A 17,273-nucleotide genomic window follows, 5' to 3' on the forward strand; every position below is an offset into this window, starting at 1 on the left:
AAACGCAAAGAGCGCTAAGTTTTACGCAAAGTTCGCAAAGTTTTTTGTTATTATTGATTTTTGAACTTGATATTGCTATTGAATTTGTTGATGTCCGTTGTTTTCTGTTAATTCTCTTCCTTGAAATAAGCCTAATTTTTCAATTACAGGTAAATCGTTAAAATTGAATAAGCAAGCATCTTCTGTTTCAGATAAGTTGTGATGTTCGTGCCAAGCCCAACTAGGAATACAGAAAATATCTCTTTCTTTCCAATCGAAACGTTTTCCGTTGATGATGGTGTAGCCTTTTCCTTTCGCACATTGGTACACAAATGAACCTGTATGTTTGTGTGCTTTTCCTTTGAATCCAGCAGGTAATAATTGCATCGCTGCACCCATCGTTTGCATCACGTGTCCGCCTGTTAAAGGATTCGAATATTGCATAAAAATACCGTCAAACGGATTGATTTCATTCACTTTTTGAGCTTCTAATAAGGCTGGATAAACGTTTTTCCAAGAATATTTGAAGAGCGGGGAATATGGTTTATCCCAGGTTTTATCGGCTGGAATTAATCCTGCACAACCATATGTAATTGGTGAAAAATTCAGTGGCGCTGTTAAGGGTTGTTTCCCATCATAAACCGCATAATCATTGGCTTCTAAAGCATTGACTAACGGAATATCCAAACCATCTTGCCAAATACATGTTTTTCCGCCTTCTTCCACGCCATGCTCGTGCCATGTAGAATTAGGAGTAATGACAAAATCATTCACTTCTAGCATAATTTTGTTGCCATCAACCACGGTATATCCTTTTTCGCCTTCCATAATAAAACGTAGGGCAGAAGCACGATGACGGTGCGCCGAAGTAAATTCGCCAGGTCGTGTTACTTGAATTCCAGTGTATAACCAACCCACAGCTGCTGAAACGTCTTTTCGTTTATCGTTAACCAAATAAACAACACGTCTTCCAGCTTGTTCAGGCGTTACTAATTCGGATGATTTTAAAACCAAATCGCGTAAATCATCATATTTCCATAACATTGGAACCGATGAAGAACGTGGTTCCCAAGGTTCAATGTCATTGGCAACTGTCCATAATGCACCAGCTCCAAGTGTTTCTAATTCTTTATAGTAAGCAATTAATTCGAGAGAGTCCTGAACGCGCGCTCTTCCGTATTGGTCGTCTGAATAGTTGTTTTCTTCCATATTCTTATTTTTTTAAACCTGACAGGTTTCCGAAACCTATCAGGTTTTTGTTATCTCTTATTGAACTCTTCGTGATTATCGATAAACGTAATTTTTCGAGTTGGAGCGGTATTTACTCGTAAATCAAAAATATCAAATCGATTGTAATGTCCTAAAATATCGTGCATTTGTTTTGGTTGGATGCATTTTACTAAATCAATTTCGGCATACACCATTCCTTCTTCATCAATTAATGGTTGCCCAATAACAGCTCCATTCGGACCTATAAATCCTGAGAATGCGGAACTTTTTCTATCTAATAATTCATCTACATTCGGAACATCGGCACGTAAAGCGTCTTTAATTTCTTGCGAAATAGTTGAACAAGAAACAATTGTAAATAATTTTCCTTCAAACGAATGTGCAGCAGCACGAATTTTAATCGCTTCCGCCATGTCGTAATCTGGTGGTGCTACGGGAAGGGAAATATAATTCGCTATATGAATCAATTCGCCTTGAGAAAGTAGTGTAAAACGTGCTAATGTATTTGTATTTTCGCCACAAGCTAAAGTTCCAATAGGTCCGATTTCTGTATTGTAGACTTTTAAAGAAGAACCATCACCTGAAGACCAGGTTAGTTTTTCAGCCCATGTTGGGACTAACTTTCTATGTTTTCCAACGATAACGCCTTTGTTGTCAATAATTAAATTCGTATTGTAAATTTCGCCATAGCTTTTGCCTCGTTCGTTGATACCCATCACAATATGAATATCATTATCTTTAGCGGCTAAGCAAAGTTTCTTGATTTCTGGACCTGTTACGTCAACCGAATTTTTATATAATTCTTCGTACCATTTACTCCCTTGAACAGGCATCATAATCCAATTCCAATACGGATATCCAGCGATAAAAACCTCTGGAAAAGCGATTAATTTTGCTCCGTTATTACTAGCTTCTTTAATAAAAGAAATGGCTTTGTCGACTGTTTTTTCTACATTAAGAAATACAGGTGACGTTTGAACGGTTGCGGCTTTGAATTTTTTGAATTCCATAATAATTGTATTAAGATTTGAGTATTAAGTATTAAGACTAAATACTGAAATTTTATTCTTCATTTCTTCTGTAAAAGGTTCTGCATTGATGCCGTTTCTTTCTGGGTTAAAAGCTACGTTAACTAAGGTAACTTCGCCTTCTAAAACGGTGTTTTCTGATTCATTTACAAATTGAAATCCGCAAAGAATAGAGGAGTTTTTTAATTCTTTTACCCAAAGTTTTTTGGTTAAGATTTCTCCCAATCTTGCTGCATTTTTGAATTGAATTTTTAAATCAACCGTTGGAATCCCGTTGGTTTCGTGCATTTTTGAAAAAGGACGTTCTAAGGCTTCTTCAAACCAATCTTCAACCAAACAGTTTAGCATTTCTAAAAATCGGGGATAGAAGACAATTCCAGCGTAATCAACATGTTGGAAACGGACTTTTTCTTGTTTTGTAAATTGACTCATTATATATGTCTTGATACTTAATACTAAAATCTTTATAATTATTTTAATTTAAACCTCTGTATTTTTCCCGTCTCCGTTTTCGGCAAACATTCCACAAAATTAATTACTCTTGGGTATTTATAAGGTGCCGCTACTTCTTTGAACCATTGTTGAATACGATTCTTCATTACATCTGTTGCTTTAGCGTTATCGTGTAATACAATATGAGCACAAACTAACATTCCTCGTTCTTCATCGGGTAAACCAACTACTGCACATTCTAAAATATCTTCGTGGGTTAAAAGTACGGATTCTACTTCAATTGCTGCAATATTATAGCCAGAAGAAATAATCATATCATCGCCACGTGCCACAAAATGAAAATAACCTTCTACATCTTGACGGAAAATATCGCCTGTGATGTTCCAACCGTTTTCTACGTATTCTCTTTGTTTTTCTTCTCGATTTAGGTATTTACAACCTGTAATTCCGCGAACCGCTAATCTTCCGGCTTCGTTTCTTGGTAATTCGTTGCCTTGTTGGTCTATGATTTTAGCTTCGTACCCTGTTATTGCTTTACCAGTTGCGCCTGGTTTCATATTTTCTTCATTGGACGAAATAAAAATATGCAACATTTCGGTAGCTCCAATTCCATCTATGATTTTTAAACCTGTAGTATCATACCAATCTTGCCAAACTTTAAATGGTAACGTTTCGCCAGCAGAAACACATTTTCTTAAACTAGAAATATCGTACTCCTGAACTTTTGTTGTGATGATACGCCAAGCGGTTGGAGCGGTAAAGCAAATCGTAATTTTAAAGTCTTGAATTGCTTTTAACAACAAGTCTGGACTTGGTTTTTCGATAAGAAATGTTGAAGCGCCGAAATACATTGGAAACAACACCAATCCACCTAAACCAAAAGTAAATCCGATTGGCGGACTTCCTGTAAATATATCATTTGGAGTAGGTTGTAGCGAATATTTAGGAAACGCTTCACAAATATTCAAAATATCTTTGTGATAATGTGCCGTCATTTTGGGTAAACCTGTTGTTCCAGAAGTGAAACCAATCAAAGCCACCGAATCTGATTTGGAATGATAATTATCGAAAGTTTTTGGTTTAGCAACCATTAATTCTTCTAATTGTAAATTCCCATAAAAACAGGTTTGTTTTAAGAAATTTGATTTTACTAAGTGAATTTCTTCTTCTAATTCTTTATCGCACAATACATGCGAAATTTCAGCACAATCGATAATCGTAGTCAATTCTTTAGAACGAAGCAATGGCATTGTAGCCACAACAATTCCGCCCGCTTTTAAAATAGCAAACCAACACGCCACCATCATCGGATTGTTAGCTGAACGAATTAAAACTCGATTGCCTGATTGCAACCCTAAATCATCTACCAAAACATGTGCAATTTGATTTGCTTTTTCATATAAATCTTGATACGTCCAAGTTTCCTCAAAAGTACGAATGCAAATACTATTTCCACGGCCTTCACGAATGTGATTATCTAATAGTTTATCTACACAATTCAACATTTCAGGTTGTTGGAATTGCGGTAAATCCAAAAAGGTATATTCTGGTTGTAATTCAGAAATAGGTAAACTTAAATGAGCAAAATTATCTTCGTAATGTTTCATAATAATTAGTTTCTCGCAAATCCCGAAATTTCGGGAGCAAAAGGCGCAATTTTGTCTTAATACTTAATTATACAATCTTAATACTACTTTTTATTACTTTTCGGTTTCAACGCTTTTTTCATTCCTTCCACTTGTTTTCTTTCTGAAGCCTTAAGCGGATACAAATGCGAAACACCCATTTTATATGGATTTGGGATATCATTCGCTTGAAATTGTTCGTATGCTTGTGCGTTTCTAACGAAATTAGCATCTATCAATAATGGACGTCCTAAAGCGACTAAATCGGCTCTTCCGTTAAGAATTATGGTGTTAATTTGGTCGATGTCTTGAATATAGCCAGTAGTTATGGTTGGAATATGAACGGTATTTCGAACGGCATCCGAAAAAGGCGTTTGCCACATTCTACCCGTTAATGGTTTTTGACCTGCTACAGTATTTCCTGTGGAAACATTAATGATGTCAGCTCCAGCAGCTTTAAAAGCAGTTGCAATAGTGATAACTTCATGTTCCGAAATTCCGTTTTCTGCCCAATCTGTTGCTGAAATTCGAACTGAAATAGGTTTGTCAGTTGGAAATACTTCACGAATTGCTTTAAAAACTTCCAACGGATATTTCAAACGATTTTCGATGCTTCCACCAAATTCATCGGAGCGAATGTTAGTCAATGGAGATAAGAATGAAGCTAATAAAAATCCGTGGTGCGCTTGTAATTCAATCATATCAAATCCAGCTTCATCTGCATTTTTAGCTGCTTGTACGAATTGTGCTTTAATCGATGTCATATCTTCCAAAGTCATTTCCTTTGGCATAGCAAAATTATTGTTGAATGGAATAGGAGAAGCCGAAATTAAATTCCAAGGCGTTTCCATTGGTCCGGTGCCTTCCCATGGTTTTTTAGTAGCACCTTTTCTTCCCGAATATCCTAATTGAATTGCAATTTTTGTGGATGTATTGTTATGAATGAAATCGGTAATTTTTTTCCATTGATTTAATTGCTCTGCATTATAAATTCCCGCGCAACCTTCTGTAATTCTTCCAGTTTCGGAAATTGCCGTCATTTCGGTAATGATTAAGCCTACACCTCCAGTAGCTCTACTTCCGTAATGAACCAAATGCCAATCAGAAACCAATCCGTCTGTGGCGGAATATTGTCCCATTGGCGCCATAACGATGCGATTTGGGAGTTCTAGTTCTCTTAATTTAAATTTTGAAAAAGCTGCTGATTGATTTTTTTCATTGACTTTGCAATTGTCATTGAATTCTTCTAAAACTTTATCTGTAAACGAACTATCTCTTAAACGTAAATTTTCATACGTAACTTTTTTAGATCGGGTCATGCATCCAAAAGCAAATTGTTGGAAGGAATGTTGCATGTGACGATCCATATTTTCGAACCAATCTAAAGAAACGATTGCGGCATACTGAATCATTTCTACCGTATTTCTTCTTGACTTGTCGTATTGTTCAAAAGCGGCTTGTACGTTATTTGGATTGGCAATTACTGCATCTGATAACCCGATGGCGCAATCCATGGCTAATTTAGTTCCTGAACCAATAGAGTAGTGGGCTGTAGCTTTTGCATCTCCTAACAAAACAATATTGTTATGATACCATTTTTCATTCGTTACATGTGGAAATTGGCGCCAATGCGATTTGTTAGAAATGAGTGGATGACCATCTAATTCATCTTTGAAGATTTCAGCGATTTTGGTCATGGTATCTTCTTCGTTGGTCACTTCAAAACCATGTTTTTGCCAAGTTTCATCGCTACATTCAAAAATCCAGGTGCTCATGCCTTCTTCATATTGATAGCTATGTGCTACAATAGTTCCGTGAGGAGTACTTCTGAAGAAATAGGTAAATGCATCCAGCGGTTTTGTGGAGCCTAACCAAACGAATCTGTTTTTCTTTAATTCGATTTTGGTTCCGAATTCATTTTGATATTGCGTTCGAATAGCACTTGCGATTCCGTCTGAAGCTAAAATGATGTCTGAATCTGCAAATTGCGATAAATCGTCTACATTTTGTTCGAAATGCAAATTCACACCTTCTTCAATACAACGTTGTTGTAATAATTGTAACAATGTTTTTCTCGAACAACCACAAAAGCCATTTCCAGCAATGTTTACTGATTCACCATCACGAGCCACGATAATATCGTCCCAATACGCAAATTTGCTTCGAATTAATTCATAGGATTGCATATCGCGTTTTAGGAATTCACCTAATGTTTCATCTGAAAAAACGACCCCAAAACCAAAACTATCATCGGGTTTATTGCGTTCGTAAATATCGATTTGGCAATGTGGCATCGCCTTTTTGGTTAATATCGAAAAGTAAAGTCCGCCTGGACCACCACCTATAATTGTTATTTTCATATTGATTAGCACGCGGATAAAACGGATTTGCTAAAGCAAAACGCTGATATTCGCAGATTTTATTGTTTTTATTATCTTTTAATTGAGAATATTTCTCCTAGTTTACTGTAATTCGAACCTGCTAAACGTGCCACAGGCTTGTATGTTTCTAAATTAATTCTGTGATTTTCCATTAAAATAGAATCGTCAATATGCATCGTAATAATTTTCCCGATGATAATGCAAGCACCACCATTTTGATGATTTTCAATGAAATAGTTATGTACCATTTCACATTCAAAATGAACTAAACTTTCTTTAACACGTTTAGGTTGAATATATATTGAATCTATTGGTGTTACATTTGCCAATTCAAATTCATCAATATCAGCAGCTACAGACTGAGACGTAGAATTCATTTGTTCAACTGTATCTTCAGTGACCAAATTAACAACGAATTGATTGTTGTAAAGTATATTGTTTAAGGTGTCTTTGTTTTTATTGCCTGTTCTTACGGTTGAAAACATAACATGAGGTGGATCTTCGCTCACCACATTAAAAAAAGAAAAAGGAGCAAGGTTGTTAATTCCATTTGCATCAATAGTAGAAATCCAACCAATAGGTCTTGGGATTACAGTGCCTGTTAAAAGCTTGTATAAAGCGGAAGATTCGGTATGTTGAATATCGAATTGCATATTTGTGTGTTGTTTGTACAAATTAAGTAAATAATTTTAAAGTCGTAACTATAATTTTTTGATAAAGTTGTATATTTTTATTAACATTTTGAAAACCTGAAAAGGCTACTATTTGATAATTATTGCATTATGTGTAATTTTTATTATAAATAATTACGATATGTAAAAAATAATAATTGAAAAATTACGAACAATATTTTTGTATATTTTGCAAAATTAGTATATTTATGCAAAAATTATATATATGGAAATTTTAGCGTGTCCCAAATGCCAAAGTGATTCAATTGTTAAAAGTGGTGTAATCAAAGACAGACAAAGGTATTTGTGCAAATCTTGTAATTATTACTTCACTGTCAATAAATTAGGTAAAAAGATCGATGATTACTATGTAACTAAAGCCTTGCAATTGTATTTAGAAGGGTTGAGTTTTAGAGAAATAGAGCGTATTATTGGGGTTTCACACGTATCCATTAGTAATTGGGTAAAGGAGTTTAAAATAAAAAAGCCACCGCATCCAAATTATCACCCTACTTATAAGATTTTTAAGCATAATGAGTTAGTTGAATACCTTCAAAACAAAGATAGATTATCGGGAGCGGGTATGATTATTACTGAGCTAGGGGATAAGTTTATGCTTATTAAATGGGAGCGTTTTAAGGATTAACTATATTGCTTTACAAAATTATATATTGTAATTTTTTTCATTAACATAATTTTAGAATTTGGTCAAGCAGAAATGCAATACTAACCAAAACTTAAATTATGAAAAAAGTATTAATTGTTGCTGGATTTTTATTTTCAGCGATTTCCTTTTCACAAGAGGATAAACCACAAGAAAAGCCATATAAGGTTGATCTTTATGGTTTTGCTAGAGTTGATTATATCTGGGATACCAGACAATCAGCTCAAGTAAGAGAGTATCATTTAAACTTATGGCCATTGGACGAAAAACTAGATGCTAATAATGATGATATTAATGCTTCTGGAGCATCGAATTTTTTATCAGTAGTTTCGAGATTAGGTGTAAAAGCATCTGGTCCCGATGTGTGGGGTGCTAAAGTATCAGGAGTTATTGAAGGAGATTTCTTTGGAAATACACAACAATCTATTGCGTTATTTAGACTACGTCATGCCTATGCCAAGTTAGATTGGGAAAAATCATCTTTAACATTTGGTCAAACATGGTACCCAACATTTATTCCTGAGGTGTTCCCTGGTGTAGCAAATTTTTCTACTGGAATTCCTTTTAATCCTTTTGGATGGGCAACTCAATTCAGAATCGATCAAAAATTAAATGATAAATTTAGATTTTCTTTTATTGCATATAAAGATCGAGAGTTTGGAGCTTTTTCTGCTGATGGAAATAATAATTCACCTGTTTATAATAGTGTATTACCTGCAATGCATGGTAAAATTGAATTTAGAAATAAATCAATTTTAGCAGGATTTGGTGCTGAATTATATCCAAATAAACCACTCATAGAATCTAATGGATTAAATTCTGATGAAAGTTTAAATTCAACTTCATTTTTAGCTTATTTAAAATACAATAATGATAAATTTCATGTTAAAGTTTATGGAATTACAGGTGAAAATCTACATCATTTAGTTATGTTAGGAGGTTATGCTAGCTATGCTAATGGAGCCAATCCTGTTACATATGAAGGAATAAGAACTAATTCGTTTTGGTTAGATATTGCTAGTAATAATAAAAAAACAGCACCTGGTTTTTTCTTTGGATATACTAACCAAGAAGGTACTTCATCAAATTCAACAGCATTAAATATTTATGCAAGAGGAATTAATGCCTCAAGAGGTGTAAAAGACATGTGGAGAGCTTCTGCTAGAATTGATTTTAAACAAAATAAATTTAGACTTACTCCAGAAATAGAGTATACCGCAGCTACTCATGGAACCACACAAAGTGATTTATCTATTTCTGGTGCTGAAAACAAAGTAGGAAATTTTAGAGCAATGGTTTCTTGTGTCTATTCATTTTAATCAAACAATAACAATTAAATATATTTAAATTATGAGCGAAAATAAATCATCAAAAGGAATCTGGAAAGTTATTTCAGCTTCCTCTATGGGAACAATGATTGAGTGGTACGATTTCTACATCTTCGGTAGTTTAGCCGTAGTTTTATCTACTAAATTTTTCCCTTCTGACAATCCAACAGCAGCATTTTTATCAACGTTAGCAACATTTGCAGCTGGTTTTGTAGTTCGTCCGTTTGGAGCCCTTTTCTTTGGTAGATTAGGCGATTTAATTGGAAGAAAGTATACTTTCATGGTAACTTTAATGTTAATGGGGGGAGCTACTTTTATAATTGGATGTATTCCAAGTTTTGAAACTATTGGGTACGCTGCTCCAGTTTTAGTTTTGATTCTACGTTTACTTCAAGGTTTAGCTCTTGGAGGTGAATATGGAGGTGCGGCAACTTATGTAGCTGAGCATGCTCCAAAAAACGAAAAAGGATATTGGACCTCTTGGATTCAAACTACTGCAACAGTTGGTTTGTTTATTTCGTTAATGGTAATTTTAATTACTAAAGGAGTAATGTCAAAAGAAGCTTTTGATGATTGGGGATGGAGAGTTCCATTTTGGGTTTCAATTGTAATGGTTTATATTTCTTTCTTGATTCGTAAAAACATGCACGAATCTCCTGTATTTGCAAAAGCAAAAGAAGAAGGAAAAACATCGACTAATCCATTAAAAGAAAGTTTTGGAAATAAATTCAATTTGAAATTTGTTCTTTTAGCATTATTTGGTGCAACTATGGGACAAGGAGTTGTTTGGTATACTGGTCAATTTTATGCCATGAACTTCTTAAAAACTGTACAAAGTATAGAATCTTCTCAAGTAGATACTCTATTAGGTATTGCACTCTTATTAGGAACGCCATTCTTCGTATTCTTTGGTTGGTTGAGTGATAAAGTTGGAAGAAAAGTGATCATGATGAGTGGTATGTTGATTGCCATTTTAGCCTATCGCCCAATTTATAGAGCCATGTATGCTTCAACAGATTTAACTTTAAAAACAGAAATAGTTAATCAAACTAAGGTAGTTCCTTCTCTAAAAGAAATTGATGCTACTAAAACGGATTCTATCTATACTACTACAAAAGTATATACCGATGGAACAACTTTAGAAGAAATCAAAACAATCCATTTTGAAAGCGGAAAAGTTATGGTAGATGATAAAGGAAAAGACAAAATAGAAACAAAAGTTACTAAAATGATTAATAATAGCGACCGTTGGTTCTTAGTATTAATGGTTTTTATTCAGGTGATTTTTGTAACTATGGTTTATGGTCCAATTGCTGCTTTCTTAGTAGAAATGTTCCCTGTTAAAATTAGATATACCTCAATGTCGTTACCTTATCACGTAGGAAATGGTATCTTTGGTGGATTACTGCCTGCAATTTCAACTTATTTTGTTACCACTTCTAAAGAAGCAGGTGATGTAGAGTTTTATTTAGAAGGACTTTGGTATCCAATTGGAATTGCTGCAATTTGCTTTGTAATTGGAATGATATATATTGATAGAAAAATTAACACACTTCACGACTAAAAAACAATAATCATGAACACAATAAAAAAATATTTAGGAATCGTATGGATAGTACTTGCAATTGCAATAGCTTATTTTTCGATTGGAATTTTTGGAGGTAAATTAACTTCTGGAAAACAAGATGATTTAGTTTTTGGAATTATTATTTTCTTTATACTTTTACCTATGATTGTTACCGGATTAACTATTTTTGGTTGGTATGCAATTACTGATGAATATGAAGATTAATTAAAAAAAATATACTTAACTTAGAAGCTCTTATTTTACATAAGAGCTTTTGGGTTTTATAAATGGATATAAAAATGAAAAAAAGACATCAACAAAAATTAGTGGTTTTGTCATTGCTATTGCTTTTGGCACTTAACTTGCCAATAGTACTGTTATTTGATAGTTCTGAAAGTTTTTTAGGTTTTCCTATCATTTATATTTATATCTTTTCAGCTTGGTTATTTTCCGTATTAATGTCTTGGATTGTAGTACAACGTTATTATGAATAGTGCTGTTTTATTACTTATTTTATTAGGGTATTTAGGTATTCTTTTTTTTATTGCACATTGGGCAGAAAAAAAAGAAAATGTTAAATGGACTAATAATTCGTACATCTATTCTTTATCATTAGCTGTGTATTGTACGGCTTGGACGTATTATGGAAGTATAGGAGTGGCCGCCAATTCAGGACTTAGCTATTTGCCTATTTACATCGGTCCCATTATTATTATTCCAGCTTGGATTATCATTTTAAAGAAAATTATTCGCATTTCTCGTGTGAATAAAATTTCAAGTATTGCTGATTTTATTTCGCTTCGTTATGGTAACAGCCGTTTTTTAGGAGCAATTGTTACTGTAGTTTGTTTGGTTGGAATTTTACCTTATATAGCACTCCAATTGAAAGCTATTTCTGAAACGTTTCATATTGTTACTAAAACCAACTTAAGTTCCTATATTTTTGATGATACAACTACCTATGTTGCTGTGGCTTTAGCTCTTTTTGCCTCATATTATGGAACACGCTATGTGGATGCTTCGGAAAAAAGAAAAGGAATTGTTACCGCAGTTGCTTTAGAAAGTATATTGAAATTAGTTTTCTTTTTAATTATTGGAATTTATGTAACTTTCTTTGTGTTTGATGGTTATGATGATATTTATGCCCAAGCTTCGTTGTTAGATAACTTTAAAGAAAAAAATACCATTGGAGGTTTAGAACAAGGTTTAAATTGGTTTTTCCTTAGTATGGTTTCTTTATTTGCGATTTTTTTATTGCCACGTCAATTTCAAATGGCAATTGTTGAAAATAACAGAGAACGCCATATTAAGACTGCTATTTGGTTGTTTCCTCTTTATCTTTTACTTTTCAATTTATTTGTATATCCAATCGCTTGGGGTGGAAATGTGTTATTTGAAGGTAAAAATGTCAACGCCGACACCTATTCGCTGTTAATTCCTCAATTTTTTGATAACAAAACTTTGACTGTTTTGGTTTTTCTAGGTGGATTTTCAGCAGCAATTTCTATGATTGTAGTTTCAAGTATCAGTTTATCTACTATGCTGAGTAACAATTTGTTAATTCCCTATTCGTTTTTAGGAAAATTAAGAAATGAAGAACAAATCATCAACAATAAAAAAATTGTCAACATTCGTAAAATAGGCATTTTTTCATTAATTATTGGGGCGTATTTCATTTACCGATTCTTTGCATTAGATTATAATTTAGTTTCTATCGGTTTAATTTCTTTTGTAATAATTGCTCAATTAGCGCCAGCATTTTTTGGAGCCATTTTTTGGAGAAGAGGGTCAAGAATGGGGGCAATCTATGGAATTTTGATTGGCTTTTTAATCTGTATTTATACTTTACTTTTGCCTTATACTATAGGATTGACTAACGGCGAAAGTTCTTTTATTGCTGAAGGTTTTATGAAAATAGGCTTGTTAAAACCCTTTCAGCTTTTCGGATTAGATTACTTGCAACCTGTGCCTCATGCTTTATTTTGGAGTATGTTGTTTAATACTTTAACCTATTTTGCGGTTTCGGTTAGTTTTAAGGGAAATTATCGTGAACGTAATTATGCTGAAATGTATGTAGATATTGACAAATACAGCACCAATCACGAAAATGCTTTTGTTTGGAAAGGAACTGCATACACAAGAGATATTGAAAAAGTATTGATTCGATTTTTAGGAGAAGAACGAACAAAACGCGCCATGAATATTTTCAACGTGAAATACAATGTTGATAAAAATCAAGAACTAGCTGATGCGAGATTGGTAAAATTTGCTGAAAATTTACTTACTGGACACATCGGAACGGCTTCTGCTCGAATTTTAATTTCAAGTGTTGTAAAAGAAGAGAAAATTACATTGCCTGAAGTTTTGAAAATATTAGAAGAATCGAAAGAAAATATCACTATTAACAAAAAATTGACTGAAACTTCAAATCAACTTCAAAAAATTACCTCCGAATTACAAAAAGCAAACGAAACGTTGATTCGAAAAGATGTTCAGAAAGATGAATTTTTAGATACCGTAACGCACGAACTTCGTACACCAATTACCGCTATTCGGGCAGCAAGTGAAATTTTGCATGATGACGACGAAATTCCAGAAGAATTAAAAAAACAGTTTTTGCAAAATATTATTTCAGAATCTGATCGATTGAATCGTTTGATTGATAAGATTTTAGATTTAGAAAAATTTGAAACAGGAAAACAAACCATTCATCCTACAGAAAATAACCTAATTGAAACTATTGAACATTCGATTGAACCTTTACAACAATTGATTAAAAACAAGAAAATCAGTATTTATGTAGAAAGTAAAGACACTCTTTTTGCGTTTTACGATGAAGATCGAATCATTCAAGTGGTTACAAATTTGCTTTCTAATGCCATTAAATTTTGTCCTGAAAGTGAAGGTTTAATTACCATTCAAGTAAAAAAAGAAGATGATTTTGTGATAACTTCTGTTCAAGATAACGGAAAAGGTATCAATCCTAACGATTTTGACATTATATTTGACAAATTTTATCAAGCTTCCAATCAGAATTTTAAAAAACCTGTTGGTAGCGGATTAGGATTGGCTATTTGCAAACAAATTATAGAACATCATAAAGGTAAAATTTGGGTAGAATCAAGTATAAAAGGTGCTTGTATTGTATTCACTTTACCAGTAAAAAATATTGAAATTTAAAAGAAGATGAAGAAGATTTTAATTGTAGACGACGAACCAAACATCGTAATGACGCTCGAATATACCTTCAAAAAAAGCAATTACGAAGTTTTTATAGCACGTGACGGACAAGAAGCATTAGACATTTTAAAAACTAATTTCCCCGATGTGATTATTTTAGATATTATGATGCCTATGGTTGATGGTTTTGCTACTTTAGAACAAATTAGAAAACACGCTAATTTACAACATACCAAAGTTTTATTCTTATCCGCAAAAAACAAAGAAAGCGATATTGAAAAAGGATTAGCTCTAGGCGCCGATGCTTACATGACGAAGCCGTTTTCGATTAAGAAAGTAGTGGAGCAAGTGGAGGAGTTGTTGAATTAACTAAATTCATAGTTAAAATGATCGAAGTAGAATTTAAAAAGTTTTGGAATAGTAATTTTAACCAAACTATCCCATTAAGCTACCTTTTTAAAGAAGTTTATCATGAAAGATGGCTAAGATTTCATAGCTTACCAGATTCGAAAAGATATCCTGAAAGCGATATTGAGATGAATATTATATTGCAAAGATATAATCAAATATTTTCTGAAATTTATAATGAAAACGAAGAAATCTATTTAGTTCATACTAATATAACTCATAATGATGAAAAATTTGAATTATTAAATTTTCACCCTGAATTAAATTTTAAAAAAAGTTGCTCATTTAAATTAGAAATGTATTTTCCTAATGACTTTGATAATGATGCAATATTAGAAGTCTTTGTAAGTAGAAAATGTTGGAATTTAATTTCATACAATGAAATTTTGAAAGAAATTGTTAACGATATTTCAAGGTTTTTTTTTATTTCATTAGATAGTAAAATTATAGTAGCTCCTTATGATGGAGGAATTGATATTATCTTAAAATCAGAAACTGATAAAGCTATACTTACAAAAAAATATAAAAATTGGATTTCAAAACGTATTGATAAATTGTAATTCTTTAAACGCTAAACAATCTATACCTATTTAGCAATATTAATTCATTTGGCATTATTTTATTCTTTAAATTTACTAAAGAAAAAATAACACAAACCGAAATATTCAAATGAATTATTACGAATTTTATAAAAAAAGTAACGAATCAGCAATAGACTTCTGGAAAGAACAATCTCAAAACATTGCGTGGTTTTCAAATCCAAGTACAATTTTATCTAACGATTCGAATGATTACCCATTATGGTTTGCAGACGGAGAACTTAATGCTTGTTACTTAGCAATAGATAAACACATAGAAGATGGCTTTGGAGAACAAGTTGCTATTATTTATGACTCACCCGTTACACAAACTGTAAAAAAGTATACATTTAACGAAGTTAAAACCGAAGTTGCAAAATTAGCTGGTGGTTTACTTTCATTGGGATTAGAAAAAGGCGATACCGCTGTAATTTATATGCCAATGATTCCTCAAGCCGCTTTTGCTATGTTAGCTTGTGCTCGAATAGGAGTAACGCATTCGGTAGTTTTTGGAGGGTTTGCACCGCATGAATTAGCTATTCGTATTGACGATTGCGAGCCTAAAGCCATTATTACCGCTTCTTCAGGAATTGAAATCGACCGATTAATTGCTTACAAACCTTTAGTTGACGAAGCTATCGAATTAGCCCATCACAAACCTGAAAAGGTTGTAGTTTTCAATAGAAAATTAGGAGCAAGAGTTCCTTTTAAAAAATATGATGTTGATTACGATGCTCTGGTTTATGGCTCAGAAGAAGCAGCTTGTGTTTCGGTAAATTCAGCTCATCCTTTGTATATTTTATACACTTCTGGAACAACTGGAAAACCAAAAGGAATTGTCAGAGATACAGGAGGTTATGTTACGGCACTTAAATTTTCAATGCAACATATTTACGATGCAAAAGAAGGTGAAGTGTTTTGGGCTGCTTCCGATGTGGGTTGGGTGGTAGGACATAGTTATATTGTTTACGGACCTTTAATTAATCGCAATACAACCATTCTTTTTGAAGGAAAACCAATTCGTACACCAGATGCAAGTACTTTTTGGCGCGTAATTGCCGAACACAAAGTTAGCGTGATGTTTACCGCACCAACTGCCATTAGAGCTATTAAAAAAGAAGATCCAAATGGCGAATTCATCAAACAATATGATTTATCGTGTTTACGAATTCAATTCTTAGCAGGAGAACGTTGTGATGTAGCTACTTTAGAATGGTATCGCGAACATATACCCGTTCCAGCAATCGACCATTGGTGGCAAACAGAATCGGGTTGGCCAATGATTGCTAATATGATGGGAGTGGAGTATTTGCCTATAAAACCAGGTTCTGCTGGAAAAGCTGTGACAGGTTATGATATCCGAATTTTTGGAGAAAATGGACAAGAATTAGGTCCAAATGAAGAAGGTTATGTAGTTATCAAATTACCTTTGCCTCCCGGAACTTTATTGGATTTATGGAAAGATAATGAACGTTTTAAATCAGGATATTTGAATAAATTTCCAGGGTATTATTTCTCTGGTGATGGCGGATTTAAAGACGAGGAAGATTATATTTTCATCACAGGTAGAGTAGATGACGTCATAAACGTTGCTGGTCACCGCCTTTCAACCGCTGAAATGGAAGAAATTGTAGCCTCACATCACTCGGTTGCAGAATGTGCTGTAATTGGTATTAACGACGAATTAAAAGGCCAAATTCCATTAGCATTGGTTGTTGCAAAATCGGGAGAAGATATTGAACATTTCCAACTACAACACGAAGTTGTTAAATTAGTAAGAGAACAAATTGGAGCGGTTGCATCGTTACGGGATGTAGTTATGGTGCAACGCTTACCTAAAACTCGTTCAGGAAAAATACTTCGAAAAATGATGCGTAGCATTGCCGATGGTGAAAACTTTCAAGTTCCTTCTACTATTGACGATGAAGCAATTATTGATGAAATTCGAGACGTTTTACAACATGATAAAATAGGTTGTTTTAAATAAAGGCACGCTGATAAAACGGATTTGATAAATCGAAACGCTGATTTTTATAGATTTCCTATGTTAACTAAATATAGTGTAACGCCTACACATTCATTTATCATAAAGCTATGTGCCTATGTGTTTAATTTTCAGAAATATAGCATATATAGTAATTTAGCAAAAAAATATGAAATTCAAAAAATAGATTGGTTATA

The 17,273-nt window shown here is 33.3% G+C and carries 14 protein-coding genes; 8 read left to right on the forward strand and 6 right to left on the reverse strand.

The window, feature by feature from the left end:
- Positions 1 to 75: 75 nt before the first annotated feature.
- The 6 genes from RSE15_RS01440 to RSE15_RS01465 form a co-directional block, all read right to left on the reverse strand.
- Positions 76 to 1,188, reverse strand: coding sequence for a cupin domain-containing protein (locus tag RSE15_RS01440; protein ID WP_324069213.1), 1,113 nt, complete (start codon positions 1,186 to 1,188; stop codon positions 76 to 78).
- A gap of 50 nt (positions 1,189 to 1,238) precedes the next feature.
- The gene (locus RSE15_RS01445) at positions 1,239 to 2,219 is read right to left on the reverse strand and encodes a carbon-nitrogen hydrolase family protein (RefSeq protein ID WP_324069214.1); all 981 of its coding nucleotides are present in this window, start codon (positions 2,217 to 2,219) and stop codon (positions 1,239 to 1,241) included.
- A gap of 24 nt (positions 2,220 to 2,243) precedes the next feature.
- Positions 2,244 to 2,669, reverse strand: coding sequence for an acyl-CoA thioesterase (locus tag RSE15_RS01450; RefSeq protein ID WP_324069215.1), 426 nt, complete (start codon positions 2,667 to 2,669; stop codon positions 2,244 to 2,246).
- Positions 2,670 to 2,707: 38 nt separating this feature from the next.
- Positions 2,708 to 4,297 carry an AMP-binding protein gene (locus RSE15_RS01455; protein ID WP_324069216.1) on the reverse strand — a complete coding sequence of 530 codons (1,590 nt, stop codon included), beginning with the start codon at positions 4,295 to 4,297 and terminating at the stop codon, positions 2,708 to 2,710.
- 83 nt (positions 4,298 to 4,380) lie between these two features.
- Positions 4,381 to 6,675, reverse strand: a complete 2,295-nt coding sequence (locus tag RSE15_RS01460; protein WP_324069217.1) for an oxidoreductase — start codon at positions 6,673 to 6,675, stop codon at positions 4,381 to 4,383.
- 71 nt (positions 6,676 to 6,746) lie between these two features.
- Positions 6,747 to 7,349 (reverse strand): flavin reductase family protein, encoded by a 603-nt coding sequence (locus RSE15_RS01465; protein WP_324069218.1) that lies wholly within the window; start codon positions 7,347 to 7,349, stop codon positions 6,747 to 6,749.
- Between the two features lie 244 nt (positions 7,350 to 7,593).
- On the opposite strand from RSE15_RS01465, the gene RSE15_RS01470 reads away from it, so the two are divergent.
- The 8 genes from RSE15_RS01470 (at position 7,594) to RSE15_RS01505 (ending at position 17,079) form a co-directional block, all read left to right on the forward strand.
- On the forward strand, positions 7,594 to 8,013 hold the full coding sequence (locus RSE15_RS01470; protein ID WP_324069219.1) for an IS1/IS1595 family N-terminal zinc-binding domain-containing protein: 420 nt from the start codon (positions 7,594 to 7,596) through the stop codon (positions 8,011 to 8,013).
- A gap of 98 nt (positions 8,014 to 8,111) precedes the next feature.
- Positions 8,112 to 9,350 (forward strand): DcaP family trimeric outer membrane transporter, encoded by a 1,239-nt coding sequence (locus RSE15_RS01475; RefSeq protein WP_324069220.1) that lies wholly within the window; start codon positions 8,112 to 8,114, stop codon positions 9,348 to 9,350.
- A 31-nt stretch (positions 9,351 to 9,381) separates the two neighbouring features.
- On the forward strand, positions 9,382 to 10,923 hold the full coding sequence (locus RSE15_RS01480; RefSeq protein ID WP_324069221.1) for an MFS transporter: 1,542 nt from the start codon (positions 9,382 to 9,384) through the stop codon (positions 10,921 to 10,923).
- 12 nt (positions 10,924 to 10,935) lie between these two features.
- Positions 10,936 to 11,151 (forward strand): DUF6814 family protein, encoded by a 216-nt coding sequence (locus RSE15_RS01485; protein WP_324069222.1) that lies wholly within the window; start codon positions 10,936 to 10,938, stop codon positions 11,149 to 11,151.
- A 261-nt stretch (positions 11,152 to 11,412) separates the two neighbouring features.
- Positions 11,413 to 14,106 (forward strand): ATP-binding protein, encoded by a 2,694-nt coding sequence (locus RSE15_RS01490; RefSeq protein WP_324069223.1) that lies wholly within the window; start codon positions 11,413 to 11,415, stop codon positions 14,104 to 14,106.
- Between the two features lie 6 nt (positions 14,107 to 14,112).
- Positions 14,113 to 14,475: a response regulator transcription factor gene (locus RSE15_RS01495; protein WP_324069224.1), complete on the forward strand. Its 363-nt coding sequence runs from the start codon at positions 14,113 to 14,115 to the stop codon at positions 14,473 to 14,475.
- A 17-nt stretch (positions 14,476 to 14,492) separates the two neighbouring features.
- Positions 14,493 to 15,074 (forward strand): DUF3885 domain-containing protein, encoded by a 582-nt coding sequence (locus RSE15_RS01500; protein WP_324069225.1) that lies wholly within the window; start codon positions 14,493 to 14,495, stop codon positions 15,072 to 15,074.
- 109 nt (positions 15,075 to 15,183) lie between these two features.
- On the forward strand, positions 15,184 to 17,079 hold the full coding sequence (locus tag RSE15_RS01505) for an acetate--CoA ligase (protein WP_324069226.1): 1,896 nt from the start codon (positions 15,184 to 15,186) through the stop codon (positions 17,077 to 17,079).
- Positions 17,080 to 17,273 lie beyond the last annotated feature (194 nt).

This window comes from Flavobacterium sp. (assembly GCF_035195345.1).
Taxonomy (GTDB): domain Bacteria; phylum Bacteroidota; class Bacteroidia; order Flavobacteriales; family Flavobacteriaceae; genus Flavobacterium.